The sequence below is a fragment of the Hymenobacter convexus genome, from assembly GCF_030580955.1.
In the GTDB taxonomy this organism is placed as follows: Bacteria; Bacteroidota; Bacteroidia; order Cytophagales; family Hymenobacteraceae; genus Hymenobacter.
This window is the reverse complement of the sequence record NZ_JAUQON010000001.1, coordinates 628,391-644,630: the sequence shown is the minus strand read 5'-3', so window position 1 is coordinate 644,630 and position 16,240 is coordinate 628,391. Positions and strand designations below refer to the sequence as shown.

Annotated in this window: 12 protein-coding genes; 6 read left to right on the top strand and 6 right to left on the bottom strand. The window is 65.2% G+C overall.

What is annotated here, in order from left to right; all coding sequences use genetic code 11:
• Positions 1–29: 29 nt before the first annotated feature.
• The 3 genes from Q4S41_RS02485 (at position 30) to Q4S41_RS02475 (ending at position 4,487) form a co-directional block, all read left to right on the top strand.
• Positions 30–1,697 carry a glycoside hydrolase family 43 protein gene (locus tag Q4S41_RS02485; protein ID WP_305029550.1) on the top strand — a complete coding sequence of 556 codons (1,668 nt, stop codon included), beginning with the start codon at positions 30–32 and terminating at the stop codon, positions 1,695–1,697.
• A gap of 155 nt (positions 1,698–1,852) precedes the next feature.
• Positions 1,853–3,463 carry a sensor histidine kinase gene (locus Q4S41_RS02480; RefSeq protein ID WP_305029549.1) on the top strand — a complete coding sequence of 537 codons (1,611 nt, stop codon included), beginning with the start codon at positions 1,853–1,855 and terminating at the stop codon, positions 3,461–3,463.
• Positions 3,441–4,487, top strand: a complete 1,047-nt coding sequence (locus tag Q4S41_RS02475; protein WP_305029548.1) for a response regulator — start codon at positions 3,441–3,443, stop codon at positions 4,485–4,487. Before Q4S41_RS02480 ends, Q4S41_RS02475 begins: the two co-directional genes overlap by 23 nt.
• 53 nt (positions 4,488–4,540) lie before the next feature.
• On the opposite strand, the gene Q4S41_RS02470 is transcribed toward Q4S41_RS02475, so the two are convergent.
• The 4 genes from Q4S41_RS02470 to Q4S41_RS02455 form a co-directional block, all read right to left on the bottom strand.
• Positions 4,541–4,705, bottom strand: a complete 165-nt coding sequence (locus Q4S41_RS02470; protein WP_305029547.1) for a hypothetical protein — start codon at positions 4,703–4,705, stop codon at positions 4,541–4,543.
• Between the two features lie 285 nt (positions 4,706–4,990).
• Entirely contained in the window at positions 4,991–5,848 is an 858-nt protein-coding gene (locus tag Q4S41_RS02465; protein WP_305029546.1) for a universal stress protein, read from the bottom strand.
• Between the two features lie 265 nt (positions 5,849–6,113).
• Positions 6,114–6,347: a hypothetical protein gene (locus Q4S41_RS02460; protein WP_305029545.1), complete on the bottom strand. Its 234-nt coding sequence runs from the start codon at positions 6,345–6,347 to the stop codon at positions 6,114–6,116.
• Between the two features lie 24 nt (positions 6,348–6,371).
• Positions 6,372–7,832: a BON domain-containing protein gene (locus Q4S41_RS02455; protein ID WP_305029544.1), complete on the bottom strand. Its 1,461-nt coding sequence runs from the start codon at positions 7,830–7,832 to the stop codon at positions 6,372–6,374.
• 341 nt (positions 7,833–8,173) lie between these two features.
• Between Q4S41_RS02455 and Q4S41_RS02450 the strand changes: the two genes are divergently transcribed.
• Positions 8,174–9,958, top strand: a complete 1,785-nt coding sequence (locus Q4S41_RS02450) for a glycoside hydrolase family 15 protein (RefSeq protein WP_305029543.1) — start codon at positions 8,174–8,176, stop codon at positions 9,956–9,958.
• Between the two features lie 167 nt (positions 9,959–10,125).
• Here the strand turns inward: Q4S41_RS02450 and Q4S41_RS02445 are convergent, their stop codons facing one another.
• Together Q4S41_RS02445 and Q4S41_RS02440 are read right to left on the bottom strand one after the other, a co-directional pair.
• Positions 10,126–12,300 carry a bifunctional alpha,alpha-trehalose-phosphate synthase (UDP-forming)/trehalose-phosphatase gene (locus Q4S41_RS02445; protein WP_305029542.1) on the bottom strand — a complete coding sequence of 725 codons (2,175 nt, stop codon included), beginning with the start codon at positions 12,298–12,300 and terminating at the stop codon, positions 10,126–10,128.
• Between the two features lie 293 nt (positions 12,301–12,593).
• Positions 12,594–13,193: a TlpA family protein disulfide reductase gene (locus Q4S41_RS02440; RefSeq protein ID WP_305029541.1), complete on the bottom strand. Its 600-nt coding sequence runs from the start codon at positions 13,191–13,193 to the stop codon at positions 12,594–12,596.
• Positions 13,194–13,477: 284 nt separating this feature from the next.
• Here Q4S41_RS02440 and Q4S41_RS02435 point away from each other — a divergent pair, with 284 nt between their 5' ends.
• Both Q4S41_RS02435 and ccoS read left to right on the top strand, forming a co-directional pair.
• The gene (locus Q4S41_RS02435; RefSeq protein WP_305029540.1) at positions 13,478–15,901 is read left to right on the top strand and encodes a heavy metal translocating P-type ATPase; all 2,424 of its coding nucleotides are present in this window, start codon (positions 13,478–13,480) and stop codon (positions 15,899–15,901) included.
• A 113-nt stretch (positions 15,902–16,014) separates the two neighbouring features.
• Positions 16,015–16,218: a cbb3-type cytochrome oxidase assembly protein CcoS gene (ccoS, locus tag Q4S41_RS02430; protein WP_305029539.1), complete on the top strand. Its 204-nt coding sequence runs from the start codon at positions 16,015–16,017 to the stop codon at positions 16,216–16,218.
• Positions 16,219–16,240: the final 22 nt, after the last annotated feature.

Sequence of the window (16,240 nt, the reverse complement as noted above, 5' to 3'; positions counted from 1 at the left end):
CGTCGTTCTGCCCGACCTTCACCCCATCTATGAAACGACGCTCCTTCGTTCGCTTCCGGCCATTTATTGGCCTGCTGGCGGGCCTGCTTTTCCTGGCACTACAGCCGGCGCCCGCCCAAACCCCCACTTCCAACCTCTCGAAAGTGTGGGTGCCCGACCTGGGCAACGGCCGCTACAAGAACCCGGTGCTCTATGCCGACTATTCCGACCCCGACGTGGTGCGCGTCGGCAGCGACTTTTACCTGACTTCGTCGAGCTTCAACTGCGTGCCGGGGCTGCAGATTCTGCACTCCAAAGACCTGGTGAACTGGTCCATCATCGGCAACGTGTTCGGGGCCCAGCCGCCGCTGGCGCGCTACCGAGAGCCCCAGCACGGCAACGGCGTGTGGGCGCCGGCCATCCGCTACCACAACCAGGAATTCTACCTCTATTACCCCGACCCGGACCTCGGTATTTTCGTGACGAAGGCCAAAAACCCGGCCGGGCCGTGGTCGGCGCCGGTGTGCGTGAAGGAGGCCAAGGGTTGGATTGACCCTTGCCCGCTGTGGGATGCCGACGGCCGGGCCTACCTCGTGCACGGCTTTGCAGGCTCGCGGGCCGGCATCAAAACCATCCTGGCCATTAGCCCAATGGCGCCCAGCGGCCTGCGCCTCACTGGCGATGACGTGCTGGTGTTTGACGGGCACGCCGGCCACCCCACGCTGGAAGGCCCCAAGTTTTACAAGCGCAACGGCTACTACTACATCTTCGCGCCGGCCGGCGGCGTGCCCACGGGCTGGCAGCTGGTGCTGCGCTCCCGCAGCGTGTACGGGCCGTACGAGGAGAAAATTGTGATGGACCAGGGCAAAACGCCCATCAACGGCCCGCACCAGGGCGCCTGGGTGGACACCGACGCGGGCGAGGACTGGTTTCTGCACTTCCAGGACCAGGGCGCGTATGGGCGGGTGGTGCATTTGCAGCCGATGGTTTGGAAAAACGACTGGCCCGTCATCGGCGAAGACCCCGACGGCGACGGCAAGGGCCAGCCGGTGCTCACGTATCGCAAGCCGCGCATCAAGAGCCCGGCCCAGCCGCTGGCCACGCCGCCCACTTCGGATGGGTTTGGCCGCGTGCCGTTGGGCCGGCAGTGGCAGTGGCACGCCAACCCGCAGGACTACTGGGCCTACCTCAACCCGGCGGCCGGCTACCTGCGCCTCTACTCGGTGCCGCTGCCCGAGGGCTACAAAAACCTGTGGCAGGTGCCCAATCTGCTGCTGCAAAAGCTGCCTGCCGAGGCGTTTACGGCCACGGCCAAGCTCACCTTCAGCCCCCGGGTGGAAGGCGAGAAGGTGGCGTTGCTGATGATGGGGCTCGATTATGCCTACCTTGGCCTTAGCAACCAAGGCGGCCGGCTGCTGCTCAGCCAAAGCGTGTGCAAGGACGCCGACAAGGGCACGGCCGAAACCGCTACGCCCCCCGTGGAAGTGCCCGCGGCCCGCGCCGGCCAGCCCATCTACCTGCGGGTGGCGGTGCGGGCGGGCGCCATGTGCCAGTTCAGCTACAGCTTCGACAACCAGCATTTTCAGCCGCTGGGCGCCGAGTTCAAGGCCCGCGAGGGGAAATGGATTGGGGCTAAAGTGGGATTGTTCTGCTCCCGCACGGCGAAATTCAACGATGCTGGCAACGCAGATATCGACTGGTTTAATATAGACAAATAAATATATTATATTGACTTAAATTTGGATTATAAACCGGCCACGCCTGAAAATGTCGTTGCGGCGGGGCAGCCCGTCCCCAGCAAAGCCGATTTAAATGAACAGCTTTGCGCATTCGGCTCTTTGTCGTGGCCTTATGCTATTAATTTTTGCTTCCCATGCCGGCTGACTTACACCACAATCCCCTCACGGAAATCCTGTTTGAGCAGACCAAGGACTTTGTGGGCTTATATGACGTGGAGCAGGGCTGGTTTACGCGGGTGAACGAGGCGGGCTACCGGCTGCTGGGCTACCCTTCGGCCCAGGCCTTGTACGACGACCCGCGCCGGACCCTGCTCAGCCAGCGCCTGACGCCCGAGGAGTGGGCGGCCCTGTGCGCGCAAGTGCCCCCCGAGGGGCGCTACGAGTTCGAAACCGAGCTGCGGCGGCAGTCGGGCAACCTCTTCTGGGCTTCGATTGAACTCACCAACTTGCTGGTGGAAGGCCGGCGCTACTTCGTGGCCCGCCTCACCGACACCGACCGCCTGCACACCGCCGAGCGCAGCCTGGCCATGAGCCTGGGCCGGTTCGAGGCCGTGGTGAGCCACGCCACCATCGGCATCATCATGTGCAACCGGGCGGGCGCCATTGTGCTGGCCAACGGCAAGGCCCACAGCGTGTTTGGCTACCCCGAGCACGCCTTGCTGGGCTTGCGCGTGGAGGCGCTGGTGCCGGCCACCATTGGCGGCTACCACGAACGGCTGCGCACGTCCTTCAATGCCCACCCCGAGGTGCGGGCCATGGGCCACAACCGCGACCTGATGGCCCGCCGCCGCGACGGCTCGGAGTTTCCGGTGGAGGTGAGCCTGAGCTATTTCCACCTCGACGAGGAACTGTTCGTGGTGGCCTACGTCATCGACATCACCTTCAAGAAAGACGCCGAGCGCGAGCTACTCATCCAGAACAAGCGCGTGGCCCGCCTCAACGCCGAGCTGGAGCAGAAGGTGGCCGACCGCACCCACGCCCTGGAAACCACCCTGGCCCAGCTGGAGCTGCGCAGCCAGGAGCTGAGCCAGGCCCTGGCCGCCGAGCGGGAGCTGGGCGAGCTGAAGTCGCGCTTCGTGAGCATGGCCTCGCACGAGTTTCGCACCCCGCTCACGGCGGTGCTCACCTCGGCCACGCTCATCGAAAAATACCCCACCGCCGAGCAGCAGGACAAGCGCCTGCGCCACCTCGAGCGCATTCGCACCTCGGTGAAACACCTGACCGATATTCTGGAGGAGTTTCTCTCGGTGGGCAAAATCGAGGAAGGCCGCCTGGCGGCCCACCCCGCCGAGGTGGCGCTGCCCGCGCTGCTGCGCGAGGCCCGGGCCGACGCCGAGGGCCTGCGCAAGTCCGGCCAGCGCGTGCGCGAGGAATTTGGGCCGCTGGACCTGCTCTGGACCGATGCCTCGCTGCTGCGCAAGGTGCTGGTTAATTTACTATCGAACGCTTTCAAGTACTCGCCCGACCACACCACCGTCACGGTGCGCGCGGCCACGGAGGCCGGCTGGCTCACGCTCAGCGTGCAGGACGAGGGCGTGGGCATTGCCCGCGAAGACCAGGAACACCTGTTCGAGCGCTTTTTTCGGGCCCGCAACGCGGCCAACCTGCCCGGCACCGGCCTGGGGCTCTACATCATTGCCCGTTACCTGGAGCTGCTGGGGGGCACCGTCCGCCTCGACAGCGAACTGGGCCAGGGCACCACCGTCACCATCACCCTCCCTTATGAAAACCATTCTGCTGATTGAAGACAGCGACCTGATTCGCGAAAACACGGCCGAGATTCTGGAGCTGGCCGGCTACGCGGTGCTAACGGCCGAAAACGGCAAAATCGGGGTGGAGAAAGCCCTCGCCACCAAGCCCGATTTGGTGGTGTGCGACATCATGATGCCCGTGCTCGACGGCTACGGCGTGCTGCACATCTTCAGCCAGAACCCGCAGCTGGCCGGCGTGCCCTTCATCTTCCTCACGGCCAAAACCGAGCGCGCCGACCTGCGCCGCGGCATGGAGCTGGGCGCCGACGACTACCTGACCAAGCCCTTCGAGGAAACCGAGCTGCTGAGCGCCATCCACAGCCGGCTGGCGCGCTTCGGCCAGCTGCGGCCCGACTACGACCTGCGTGCCCCCGGCGGCCTGCACCAGTTCCTGGACGACGCCACCAGCGTGGGCCACCTCTCGGGCCTCACCGCCGACCGCAAGCCCCACGCCCTACGCAAAAAGCAGGAACTCTACGCCGAGGGCGACGAGGCCACGCGCCTCTACTTTGTGCAGAGCGGCCGCGTGAAAACCGTGCGCCGCACGCCCGGCGGCAAGGAATTGATTACGGGCGTATACGGCCCGGGCGAATTTCTGGGCTACCTGCCGCTGCTGGAGCAGCGCCCGCACGGCGACTCGGCCGTGGTGCTTGACGACGCGGTGCTGCTCTACATTCCGCAGGAAGACTTTATGCAGCTGCTGCACCGGCACCCGGCCGTGGGCGAGCAGTTTGTGCGCCTGCTGGCCGGCCGCGTGAACGAGCGCGAGCAGCAGCTGCTGGGCATGGCCTACGACTCGCTGCGCCGCCGCGTGGCCACCACCCTGCTGCGCCTGCACGAGCAAGGGCCCGAGGCGGCCATCCAACTCTCGCGCGACGACCTGGCCGCCGTGGTGGGCATCGCGCCGGAGTCGCTGATTCGGACACTGAGCGAGTTCAAGCACGACGGTCTGATTGAGCAAACAGCCCACGGCATTCGGGTGGTGCAGGCCGACAAGCTGCGCCAGCCCAACTGGTAGCGCAACCAGAAGTGGCCGGCAGGTTGAGAGCCGTTGGCTTTTGCGGATGGCTTTCAGGCCCAGGCCACTACCAGCTGGCTGGGCACTGGCACATACAGCGGCGCGGCCGCTTGCTTCACCAGCGCCGGTGTGGCCGTTACGCACCAGCCGGCCCCCACAGCCGGGGTGATAGTAGAAGCACAGTATACAAGCTGCAGGAAATCGACGGAAGTAGGCATAAGACAGAGGATTGGCGAAAGACAAAAATTTATATCAATCCGGAAATGACACCTGACGAGAATCAGCCGGGCAGCTGATTTTTATCAGGTCTTTTCGTTCGATATCAGCGAATGATACTCAGTAGGTTTCGCGCAACCCACCCAGCTTGCGGGCAGCCGATAACGTAAAATCGGCGGCGCAGGCCGGGTGCGATGCGGGCCACCAGCCTTGGGGAGTGGTTGCATCACATTTCACTGATACAGCGCGTGCTAGCCTGACGGGCGGGAGTAGTTGCGGGGGACCGTTCAACCCATGTTCGGCATCCAGCCGGGCAGTTCCGGGGCTTCGGCCGGCAGCAATAGCACGGGCACCTGGGCGTGGCGCAGCACCCGCGCCGTGACGCTGCGATGAAACAGCCGCCCCCAAAAGCTGCGGGGCCGCGAAACCAGCACCAGCAGGTCGGCCCGGGTTTCGGCCAACGCGTGCAGCACGCCGGCGGCGGGCGTCAGGAGCGGCTCGTCGTAGAGGTCCAGCGGGGCCGCGGCGGGCAGCAGCCTGCTGTGGCGCACATTGGTGAGGGCCATTTGGGCGGCCCGGGCCAGGTGTTGGGCGTGGGCCTGCCCGTGCACCACCGTGTAGGAGGCCATCCAGGAAGCCAGCAGCGGCGCCAGGCGGCAAGCGGCTGCGTTCAACTTAAACGGTTCGGCATCGGCGGCGATGAGCACGCGGCGCGGGCGCCGGGGCGGTGGAGCGGCTTCGGGCACCAGCAGCAGCGGCAGGTGGGTGGCGCGCAGCGCGGGCAGGGCCTGGTTGTGCAGCACATGGTCGAGCAGGTTGTGCTCGGCGCTCAGGCCCATGGCCAGCAGCAGCGGGTTGCAGCGCAGCACGGCCCCGGCCACGGCATTGGGCAAGGTGCCGATGGATACTTCTACCTCGGCCGGTACCGACAGGTGCACGGCGCGCAAGGCAGCGGCGGTTTCGGCCCGGCTGCGTTGGGCGCGGTGGGTGGTCAGGGTCACCAGGTCGGGGTCGAGCACGGGGTTGTGAAACAGGTGCAACAGTGCCAGGCGCACGTGCAGCCCCGCGCCCAGGGCAGCGGCGTGGCGGGCCGCCTGCCGGGCGGTATCCGATAAGTTGGCCAATACCAGGAAGGTGGGATTCATAACGAAGCAGGCGAAAGTGAAGGGTTGGGATGGAGGCTTGCTATAGCAGAAGCTGATTATGCAGCCCACTACATGCAGCCGTGCGCTGCATGAGGTTTTGCTCAATTCCACTCCATAGCCCCAATCCTCGGCGGGCGGCAGAAGCAATGGAACGGGGCTTTCCTGAATGAGCCGGGCCCAGCCGCTGCGGTGAAACAGGCTGCCGCGCAGGCAGTGGCGCCGCGCCTCCGCCCCCAGGGCCTACTGGTTTAATGAGCAGGCTTCATTAATCGAGAGGAAGCGCCAGGACGGGGTCAGGCGCGGGCCGGTCCTGGCTGGCCGGGTTCGGCCGGCCAACCGGCGGGTAGTTGGCGCGGTCCCGGGCGCGGGGCGTGAGGGCGGCATCGGCCTGCTGGCTGGCGCGGCGCACGGCGGCGCTCATGGCGGGGGCGGGGTCCGGGGCGCCGGGGTGGCCGTAGAAATGTTGGTGCCGGTAATTGGCAAAGGCGGCAGTTTTCATAGCAATGGAGAAAAAAGGAGCCCGCTAATGCGCCGGCTCGAAGCGAATGCGGAGATGGTTATTCACGTCGCGGGCGCCCAGCTCGCGGGCCGTGGCGGCGGCTTCGTGGCGGTCCAGCCAGGTATCGACGAAGCCCGTCAGGCTGACGCGGCCGTGGTGGGCCTGCACTTCCACGGGTTGACCGTGCAGGCTGGCCGACCAGAAATAGCGCGCCCGGATGCGTTCGGCCAGGTCGCAGTCCTGGCAGGCGGGTGGCAGCGGCGCGGGCAGGGCCAGGTTGCCGGTGAGGTGGCCGGCCAATGCATCGGCGGTGGCCACACCGTCGCCGGGCACGCTGATGCGGTTTTCGACCTCCACCACGCCCGTGATGGCAGCGGCCACTCCGGCGGCCTGCTCCTGTTCGAAGTAGCTGTCGACGCGCCCGTAGAGGTAGGATTTGCCGCTGAGCACGTTCACACTCAGCTCAAAGCCGTGCAGGTAGGGGTCGCGGCGCAGGGCATCGGCCAGGCGCTGGCGGATGTCGGCGTCGGGCCAGAACCGGTCGGGGCGCACCTTCAGCAGGTTGTGCACCTGCCACACGCCCACCACGTGGCGGGCGGCCTCCGCGGCGGCATCGCGGGCGCACAGGCTGCCCACCGTGCCGGCCACCGTCACGGCGCCCTCGTGCACCTGCACCAGCGGCTGAAAGGCCGCGAGGCGCGGGTCGCGGCGGAATACCTCGCGCACCGCCTGGGCAATGTCGGCGTCGGCGGGCGGAGCACATTCGGCCCGTTCCGGCACCGGCGCAAGCACCGAGCGGGCCACCACTAAGGCGCGGGCATCTACCCGCGCGGCGCCGGCCTGCTCCGCCAGGGCCACAATGCGGGCTTTGGCGGCGGCCGAGCGCACGGCCCCGGCCAGGTGCACCACCCGGTCGGTGGTGCGCACTTGCACCTGGTTTTTATTCACCCGAATGTCCCATTCCAGTTGCTCACGCAGCTGCGTGGTGATGTCCTCGTCAGCTTTTGGCAGCTCGCCCCCGCGCACCGTCAGCGGGCTGTCGATGATGCGGCGCACGCCGCGCACGCCCTGCACCAGGCGCAGGGCCAGCTGCTTTTCGGGCCACCACTGCACGGTGCCGGTGAGGGTGACGGTGCCGTCGGCCACGGCGTGGCGCAGGTTGTAGTCGCGGGCGGTGGGGTCGTCGGCCAGGGCCCGGCCCACGTTGAGGTAGAGCTCAGAGTCCGGGACTGCCACGGCGGCCACCGCCAGCCCATTGAGCACGGCGCGCACCCCGCGCACGGCCAGGGCCAGTTCCTCGGCGCGGGCCCGGGCCAGCAGGTGGTCGACGGTGCCGGTGAGCTCCACAATGCCCTGGCGGGTAGCCACGGCTATCGGCTGGGTGGCCAGGCCGGGCTGCGTGGTCAAAACCAGCTCGATGGCGGCTGTGATGTCGGCATCGGTCAGGTGCTCGGCCGTGAGCACGGGGGCTTCCAGGGTTTGCATCGAAAAGGCAGGTTGGGCGATGGATGAATCGAACAGCATGGCCCCTGGGCTGCTGGCTATGGGCCAGCCACAGCCCGGCAAATGGCCGGGACAGCGCCAGGGCAATACCCCAATTTCGCCTTCTCCCCCAGCCAATGTCCTGACGGTGATTACCCGGCCGGTTGATTGTTGTCATCCCCCCTGCCAGTCGATAAAAGCAGCCGCCTGGCGGCGCAGCAGGTACGGCGCAATCGGGCCTTCGAACCCTGCTCAGGCACCGGGGCGGGCAACCTCTGGCCGAAAAACGGGGTACACCCCGGCAGCCGGCCCGGTGGGCCACCGCTTCATTTGTGCCCCTCCTGATGACGAAACACACGTATGACATGGGCCTGATTGGCAACTGCGCCTTTCTCGCCCTCATCAACACCGATACGTCGGTGGCCTGGCTGTGCTGGCCGCGCTTCGACAGCAGCTTCGTGTTTGGCAGCCTGCTCGATACCCGGAAAGGCGGCGAATTCAGCGTGCGGCCGGCCCACGGCGGCGCGTTCGAGTCGGAGCAGTATTACCAGGAAAATACCAACGTGCTGCGCACCGAAATCACGACGGCCGACGGGTGCTACCGCGTCACGGACTTCGCGCCGCGCTTCGAGCAGTATGAGCGCAACTACAAGCCGCTCATGTTCGTCCGGAAGCTGGAGCCGCTGGCCGGCGCGCCCCGCGTGCGCGTGGTGTGCAACCCCGTGGGCGAGTACGGCAGCAAGGCGCTGACGCACCGCCGCAGCTCCAACCACATTGCTTACCTGGGCCTGGAAGAAGAAATCCGCCTCACCACCAACATCGCCCTCACCTACGTGCTCGACGGTGAAGACTTCGTTCTGAACGAAACCAAGTACCTCGTGCTCACCTACGGCGCCCCGCTGGAAGCGCCGCTGGAAAGCACGGCGGAGCGGTTTCTGAGTGCCACTGGCGACTACTGGCGCAAGTGGGTGAAGAACATGAGCATCGGCAACTTCCACCAGGACGCGGTGATTCGCTCGGCGTTGGCCCTGAAGATGCACCAGTACGAAGACACCGGCGCCATCATCGCGGCCAGCACCACCAGCCTGCCCGAGGCCCCCGGCAGCACCCGCAACTGGGACTACCGCTACTGCTGGATGCGCGACACCTACTACATTCTCACGGCCTTCAACAACATCGGCCATTTTGAGGAGATGGAGCGCTACTTCCACTACATCGCCAATATTTCGACCAAAGTGCAAGGCAAATACCAGCCGCTCTACGGCATCAGCGGGTCGTCGGAGCTGGTGGAGCAAGAGCTGGATTTAGCCGGTTATCTCGGCAACCAGCCGGTGCGCATCGGCAACGACGCCTACACCCACGTGCAGAACGACGTGTACGGCCAGGTGCTGGTGGCGCTGCTGCCGCTGTATGTGGACCAGCGCTTCGTGAACCGCGAGCGGGCCAACCCCGCCACCCTCATGTACGAGGCCCTGCACCTGATTCGGGCCACCATGGACGTGCCCGACGCCGGCCTCTGGGAGTTTCGCAACCTGGCGCAGTACCACTGCTACACCTACCTATTTCACTGGGCCGGCGCCCACGCCGCCCGCCAAACGGCCCGCGCCCTCGGCAACGAGCAAATGGAAACCCTGGCCACCGAGCTGCTCGATGAAGCCGCGCGCCGCATCGAGCAGTGCTACAGCGAAGAGCTGGGCGCCTACACCAACGCCATCGGCTCGCCGCATCTCGACGCCAGCACGCTGCAGCTCATCCTCATGGGCTACCTCGACCCGGCCTCCGACCGCGCCCGGCGCCACCTCGAAGCTCTCGAAAAGGAGCTGATGACGCCGGAAGGCCTGTTCTACCGCTACCGCCACGCCGACGATTTTGGCACGCCCGAAACCACGTTTCTCATCTGCTCTTTCTGGTACGTGGAGGCCCTGGCCTGCGTGGGCCGGCTGGACGACGCCATTCGGGAGTTCGAAAAGCTCATCGGCTACACCAACCACCTGGGACTGCTCTCGGAAGACGTAGACGCCAAAACCGGCTCGCAATGGGGCAATTTCCCGCAGGCCTACAGCCACGTCGGGCTGATGAATGCCGCGTATCGCATCGCCAAAAAGCTGGATAGACCGAATTTTGTGTAGGGTCATTTTTGGGTAAAAAACAGGAGACCAAGGCACGTCATGCTGAGCGCAGCCGAAGCATCTCTACCGCAGGACTAATCCCATTGATTAGATTGCGTTGTGCGGTAGAGATGCTTCGGCTGCGCTCAGCATGACGTTCTTCTTTGGCTTAGGCTCAATGCCAGCATCTACAGCAACTCCCGCAGCAGGCTGCGCACGGCTGCCGTGCCGCTCACGTGGAACCGCGCCAACGAGCGGGGCGCGCTGCCTACCTTCAGCGTGTAGGCATCGGGCGGGAGGGCGCGGAAGGTGTCCTCGTCGGTGCGGTCGTCGCCGATGGCCAGGATGAAGTCGGGCTGGTAGGTGGCCAGGGTGCGGGCCGCGGCCGTGCCTTTGTTGATGCCGGCGTTCTTGATTTCGACCACCTTGTTGCCCTCCATCACCTGCAAATTGGTGTTGGAGGCCATGAAAGTGAGGTGGCTGGTGAGCTCGCGGGCGCGGCTGGCCCCCAGCTCGGCATCGGCGCGGCGGTAGTGCCACACCAGCGAGTAGTCCTTCTCCTCAATGAAGGAGCCGGCCGTGCGGCTCACGTACAGCTCCAGCACGGGCCGGATGTCCTGCTTCCAGTCGGCCCGCAACTCCTGAAACAGCGCCCATTCTTCGCCCGGGCTGCGCAGCCACACGCCGTGCTCGGCAATGAAATCGAGCGGCAGGTGGCCCAGCCAGGCTTCCAGGGTCTGGCGGTCGCGCCCGCTGATGATGACCACGCGGTTGCGCGGGTTGTCGGAAAGCGCCCGCAGCAGCAGGCGCAACTCCTCATCGGGCCGGGCGCGCTGGGGGTTGGCGTGGAAGGGCGCCAGCGTGCCGTCGTAGTCGAGCAGCAGCAGGCGGCGCTCGGCGGCGTGGTATTCCTGCCTGAGCTGCTGGGCGGCGGTGGGCGTGAGACTGGTGGTGGCCAAGTTTTGCTGCTGGCTTTTGGCATAGGCCAGGCGGTCCATAAACAGCTTGGTCCAGGCAAACACGTCGTACTGGCGCACCAGGGCCTGCATGTTGGTCATGCGGGCCATTTGTTCTTCCTCGGGCATCACCAGGGCTTCGTGCATGGCCTCGGCCAGCTGGCCGGTGTCGGTGGGGTTGATGATGAGGGCGTCGGACAGCTCACGGGCCGCCCCGGCCCGCTCGCTGAGGATGAGCACGCCGCGCTGGTCGGCCTTGCTGGCCACGTACTCCTTGGCCACCAGGTTCATGCCGTCGCGCATGGGCGTGACGAGCGCCACCTCGGCCAGGCGGTAGAAGGCCGCCAGCTCCTCCAAAGGAAAAGAGCGGTAGAAATAATGCACCGGGTTCCAGGTAATGGTGCGGTACTGGGCATTGATGCGGCCCACCAATTCATCAATTTCCACCTTCAAATCGGCGTATTGCGCCACCTGGTCGCGGGAGGGCACCACCACCATCAGCAGGCTCACCTGGCCGCGCCACTCGGGGTAGCGCAGCAGCAGCAGCTCAAAAGCCCGCAGCCGCTGGGCAATGCCCTTGGTGTAGTCGAGCCGGTCGATGCTCAGAATCACGCGCACGTCCTTCAGCGCCTCGCGGTACTCGCGCACGTGGTTTTCGGCGGTTTCGGAAGCGGCGGCTTCGGCGTAGCGTTGGTGGTCGATGCCCATCGGAAAGGCATCGACGAGCACCGTGCGGGTGGGCGTTTCAATCTGGCCGTGCTGGTTGGGCAGGCCCAGCAGCTGCGATACCGCGCTCAGAAAGTGGCGCATGTAGCCGAAGGTGTGGAAGCCGATGAGGTCGGCCCCGAGCATGCCGCGCAGCAGCTCGGTGCGCCAGGGCAGCACCCGCACCAGCTCGTAGCTGGGGAACGGGATGTGCAGAAAGAAGCCAATAGTGGCCTGGGGACGCGCCTGGCGCAGCATTTCGGGCAGCAGCAGCAGCTGGTAGTCGTGCACCCAGGTGGTGTCGTCGGGGCCGGCCTGGGCCAGCACGGCCCGGCAGAATTTCTCGTTCACGGCCACGTAGGCGCGCCACATGTCCTCGTCGTAGAGCGCCAGCTGGGCAAAGTAGTGAAAGGTGGGCCAGAGCGTGCCGTTGCTGAAGCCCTCGTAGTAGTCGCGGATTTCGGCCTCGGTCAGAAACACCGGCGCCATGCTGTCGGCGGCCAGCTGCTCGGTCACGAAGGCCGCTTCCGCTTCATCTTCCACAAACAAGCCGGGCCAGCCCACCCACACGTTGCCATTGGCCCGGTAGATGGACCCCAGGCCGGTGGCCAACCCGCCTTCGCTGGGCTGAAAAGCAAGTCCGTTGTCGGTGCGCAGGGCTTTTGTGGGCAGGCGGTTGGAAACAATTATCGTTCGTGACATAGCAATAGGGCAAAAGGAAATTCCCCGTGTTTACGGCGAAAAGCCCCATTTAGCCGATTCCGACCCCGGCAGAATGCCCGGTGCGCCCCGGTGCTTCGCCGCCACAGCGGTGGCCTATCGGGCGGGTCCGCGCTGTGCGCGTGGCCGCTACCGGCTGGTTTTTGAACCCGCGAAACTGCCGGCTAGCAGGCGCTGATGGTCCGCTGCCGCGGCCACATCCGGCCACTGGTAGCGGCTCGGGCCACGTGGCCCGGCTCAGCGGCGAGCTTATGTGCCCAAAACCTACCGAAAGCCTACCGCACCGATTTTGCCAGGTTATCCAGCGCCGCTTTAAAATCGGGCGTGTCGTACTCGGCCATGCCGTCGTGGCGGGCGGCCACCTGCCCGTCGGGCCCCAGAATGACCGTGGACGGAATGGAATTGGAGTCGAATGGTGCGGGCAGCTGGCCAGTGCGCAAATACACCGGAAAGGTGTAGCCCTGGCTTTCCACAAACTTCCGGGCCTTAGCGGCGTCATCATCGAGCGAAAGCATCACGAAAGCTACCTTCGACTTATCTACTTTCCTGTACAGCGCCTCGATGCCCGGCATCTCGGCCCGGCAGGGCGGGCACCAGCTGGCCCACAAATTCACAAACACCACCTTGCCTTTCAGGTCGCTCAGGTTGACAGCCCGCCCGTTGAGCGTCGCCATCGGCAGATTGTGCGGGTAGGCAGCGCCGCCAGCCAGCACCACCGGCAGCGGAGTGGTCCGCGCCACGGGCGCAGCATTCCAGAGCCCGGTGGCCAGCAGGCCCCGCTGCACCCCACCCAGCACGATGGGCCGCAACGGCGTGAGCATCACCAGGGCAAAGAAAGCCAGTGGCAGCCAGGAGTGAATGGTTTTACGGTTCATGAGTGAGGTTTTAGGCACATGACACGGCCAAGATGACCATAATTCCATCATTGCAACGGCCGGCAGCCACGAATACTCACCCATAGCTTCAGGCAATAGCAAATTATCACTCTAGGCCCCATTGTGCAGCATCTTAGCAGGGGCGGTGGCAAATCTATTATGCTGTTTTTACTTAGCCCCAGCCGATAAGAACGGCTGAAATGAATCAGCCTCCCACCTGACTTTTATCAGCCTTTGCAGGTGAAGCCAACCGGAGCTTTGGGGCTGCCATCAGCCTCCTGCCCGTGCCCCTTACCGCTGCCCCCGACACCCTGAACCGCGTGGCCTGCACCCACTGCGGCGACGACTGCCCCGACGACCCCATCCGGCTAAGCAGCCGGCCCGCACTGCATTTCTGCTGCCAGGGATGCAAGGCGGTGTACGAGTTGCTCGACGCCAGCAACCTGTGCGGCTACTACCAGCTCGATGCCCAGGCCGGCCAGAAGGTGAAAGCCGTGGAACTGCCCGGCCGCTTCGACTACCTCGACCTGGAATCGGTGCAGAGCCAGCTGCTGGCCTTCCGCTCGCCCGCGTTGGCCCGGCTCACGCTCAGCATCCCGCAGATGCACTGCGCGTCCTGCATCTGGCTGCTCGAAAACCTGTTCAAGCTGAACGCGGGCATTCGGGAGTCGCGGGTAAATTTCCTGCGCAAGGAGCTCACGGTGAGCTACCAGCCGGCCGCCACCAGCCTCAAGGACGTGGTGACTTTGCTGGCCGCCCTCAACTACGAGCCGCAGATTACGCTGGCCGAGCTGGGCGCGCAGCCCCACCGGGCCAGCCGCACGCTGTACTACCAGCTGGGCGTGGCGGCCTTTGGCTTCGGCAACGTGATGCTGCTGGCCTTCCCCGACTACTTTTCCTTCACCGAAAGCCTGCACGCGCTGTTTGGGCGGGTTTTCGGCGGGCTGAGTTTGCTGCTGGCCTTGCCGGTGCTGCTGGTGAGTGCGCGCGGCTTTTATCAGTCGGCCTGGCAGGGGCTGCGGCAGCGTTACATCAACCTCGATTTTCCCATCTGCCTCGGCCTCACGGCGCTTTTCATCACCAGCGTGTTCGACGTGCTCACGCAGCGCGGGCCGGGCTACTTCGACTCGTTCACGGGCCTGGTGTTTTTCATGCTCATCGGCAAGTGGGTGCAGCAGCACAGCTACGACGCCCTGCGCTTCGACCGCGACTTCACCTCCTACTTTCCGGTGGCCGTGACCCTGCTCACCAAAGCCGGCGAGCAGTCGGTATCGGTGAAAGAGCTGCAGGCCGGGCAGCACATCCGGGTGCGCCACCAGGAAATCATTCCCGCCGATGCCGTGCTGCGGCGCGGCGCCGGGCTGATTGATTATAGCTTCGTGTCGGGCGAGAGCGTGCCGGTAGCCAAAGCCGTGGGCGAGGTGGTGTACGCCGGCGGGCGGCAGGTGGGCGAGGCCGTGGAGCTGGAAGTGGTGCGCGAAGTGTCGCAGGGCTACCTCACGCAGCTCTGGAACAACCCGGCTTTTGAGAAAGAAACCCGGCCCACGCTCGAAACCTACGCCAACCGCGTGGGCCGCTACTTCGTGGCCCTCACCCTCACACTGGCCGTGGGCGCGGTGCTGTATTGGTATCCCCAGCACCCGCAAATGGCCCTGCGCGCCTTCACCTCGGTGCTGATTATTGCCTGTCCCTGCGCCCTTTCGTTAGCCACGCCCTTCGCCATGGGCGCCGCGCTGCGGGTGCTTGGCCGCCGGAAGTTGTACCTGAAAAACGCCGCCGTCATCGAAACGCTGAGCCGTGCCGACACCCTGGTATTCGACAAAACCGGCACGCTCACCGATGCCAGCCGCGCCGCCGTCAGCTTCTCCGGCCCGGCCCTTTCCCCCGCCGATGCCCAGCGCGTGGCCGCCCTCGTCCACCACTCCACGCACCCGCTGAGCCAGCGGCTGGCCGCGCATTTGGGGCCGGCTGATTTCAAGGTGGAAGAATACACCGAAACACTCGGGCAGGGCATCAGTGGCCGGGTGGGCGGCACGTGGGTTCGGGTGGGCTCGGCGGCTTTTGTCGGAGCCAATGCTTCCAAAAAAGCGCCGGGAGAAGCGAATAGCCAAGTGTACGTGGCCCTGAACGGGCAGCCGGCCGGGTGCTACGACATCCGCAGCCAGTACCGCGAGCACCTGCCGGCGCTGTTGCAGCAGTTGGGCCAGCGCTACCGGCTGGCGCTGCTCACCGGCGACAACGACGCGGATGCCCCCCGACTGCGCCAGCACTTCGGGGCCGGGGCCGAGCTGCGGTTCCAACAGTCGCCGCTCGATAAGCTGGCTTTCGTTGAAGCCTTGCAGCGGCAGGGCCGCCGGGTGGTGATGGTGGGCGACGGCCTGAACGACGCCGGCGCCTTGCAACGGGCCGACGTCGGCATTGCCCTGACCGAAACGCTCACCAACTTCTCGCCGGCCTGCGACGCCATCCTCGAAGCTAGCAGTTTTGGCCAACTGGGCACCATTCTGCGCTTCGCCCGCGCCTGCCAGCACATCGTGCTGGCCACCTTCGGACTCTCCTTTTGCTACAACGGCATTGGCCTGAGCCTGGCGGTGCAGGGCCTGCTCACGCCCATTGCGTCGGCCATCCTCATGCCCATCAGCTCGCTCAGCGTGATGGTGTTTGCCACGCTGCTGGTGCGGCTAGCGGCCCGGCGGCGGGGGCTTTAACTGGCTAAACGATGTAGAGACGCGACACTTCGCTTCTCGGCGTCCGCGCCGTTTGGCCCTTTTATCGTGCAACGCCGAGACGCGAAGTGTCGCGTCTCTACACCACCCCAACCATGACTATTATTTTCCTGCTCATTAGCATCAGCCTCGTGGTAGCCCTGCTTTTTTTGGGCGCTTTCCTGTGGGCGGTGCGCTCGGGCCAGTACGAGGACACCTACACGCCGGCCGTGCGGATGTTGTTTGAGGAAACGGAGGATAAGAATATTCAGCGCCCATTGGCAGCACCTTCTACTGAAATCAATCAGGCAGCTACCTGATTTTCGTCATCCTCCTGAAAAT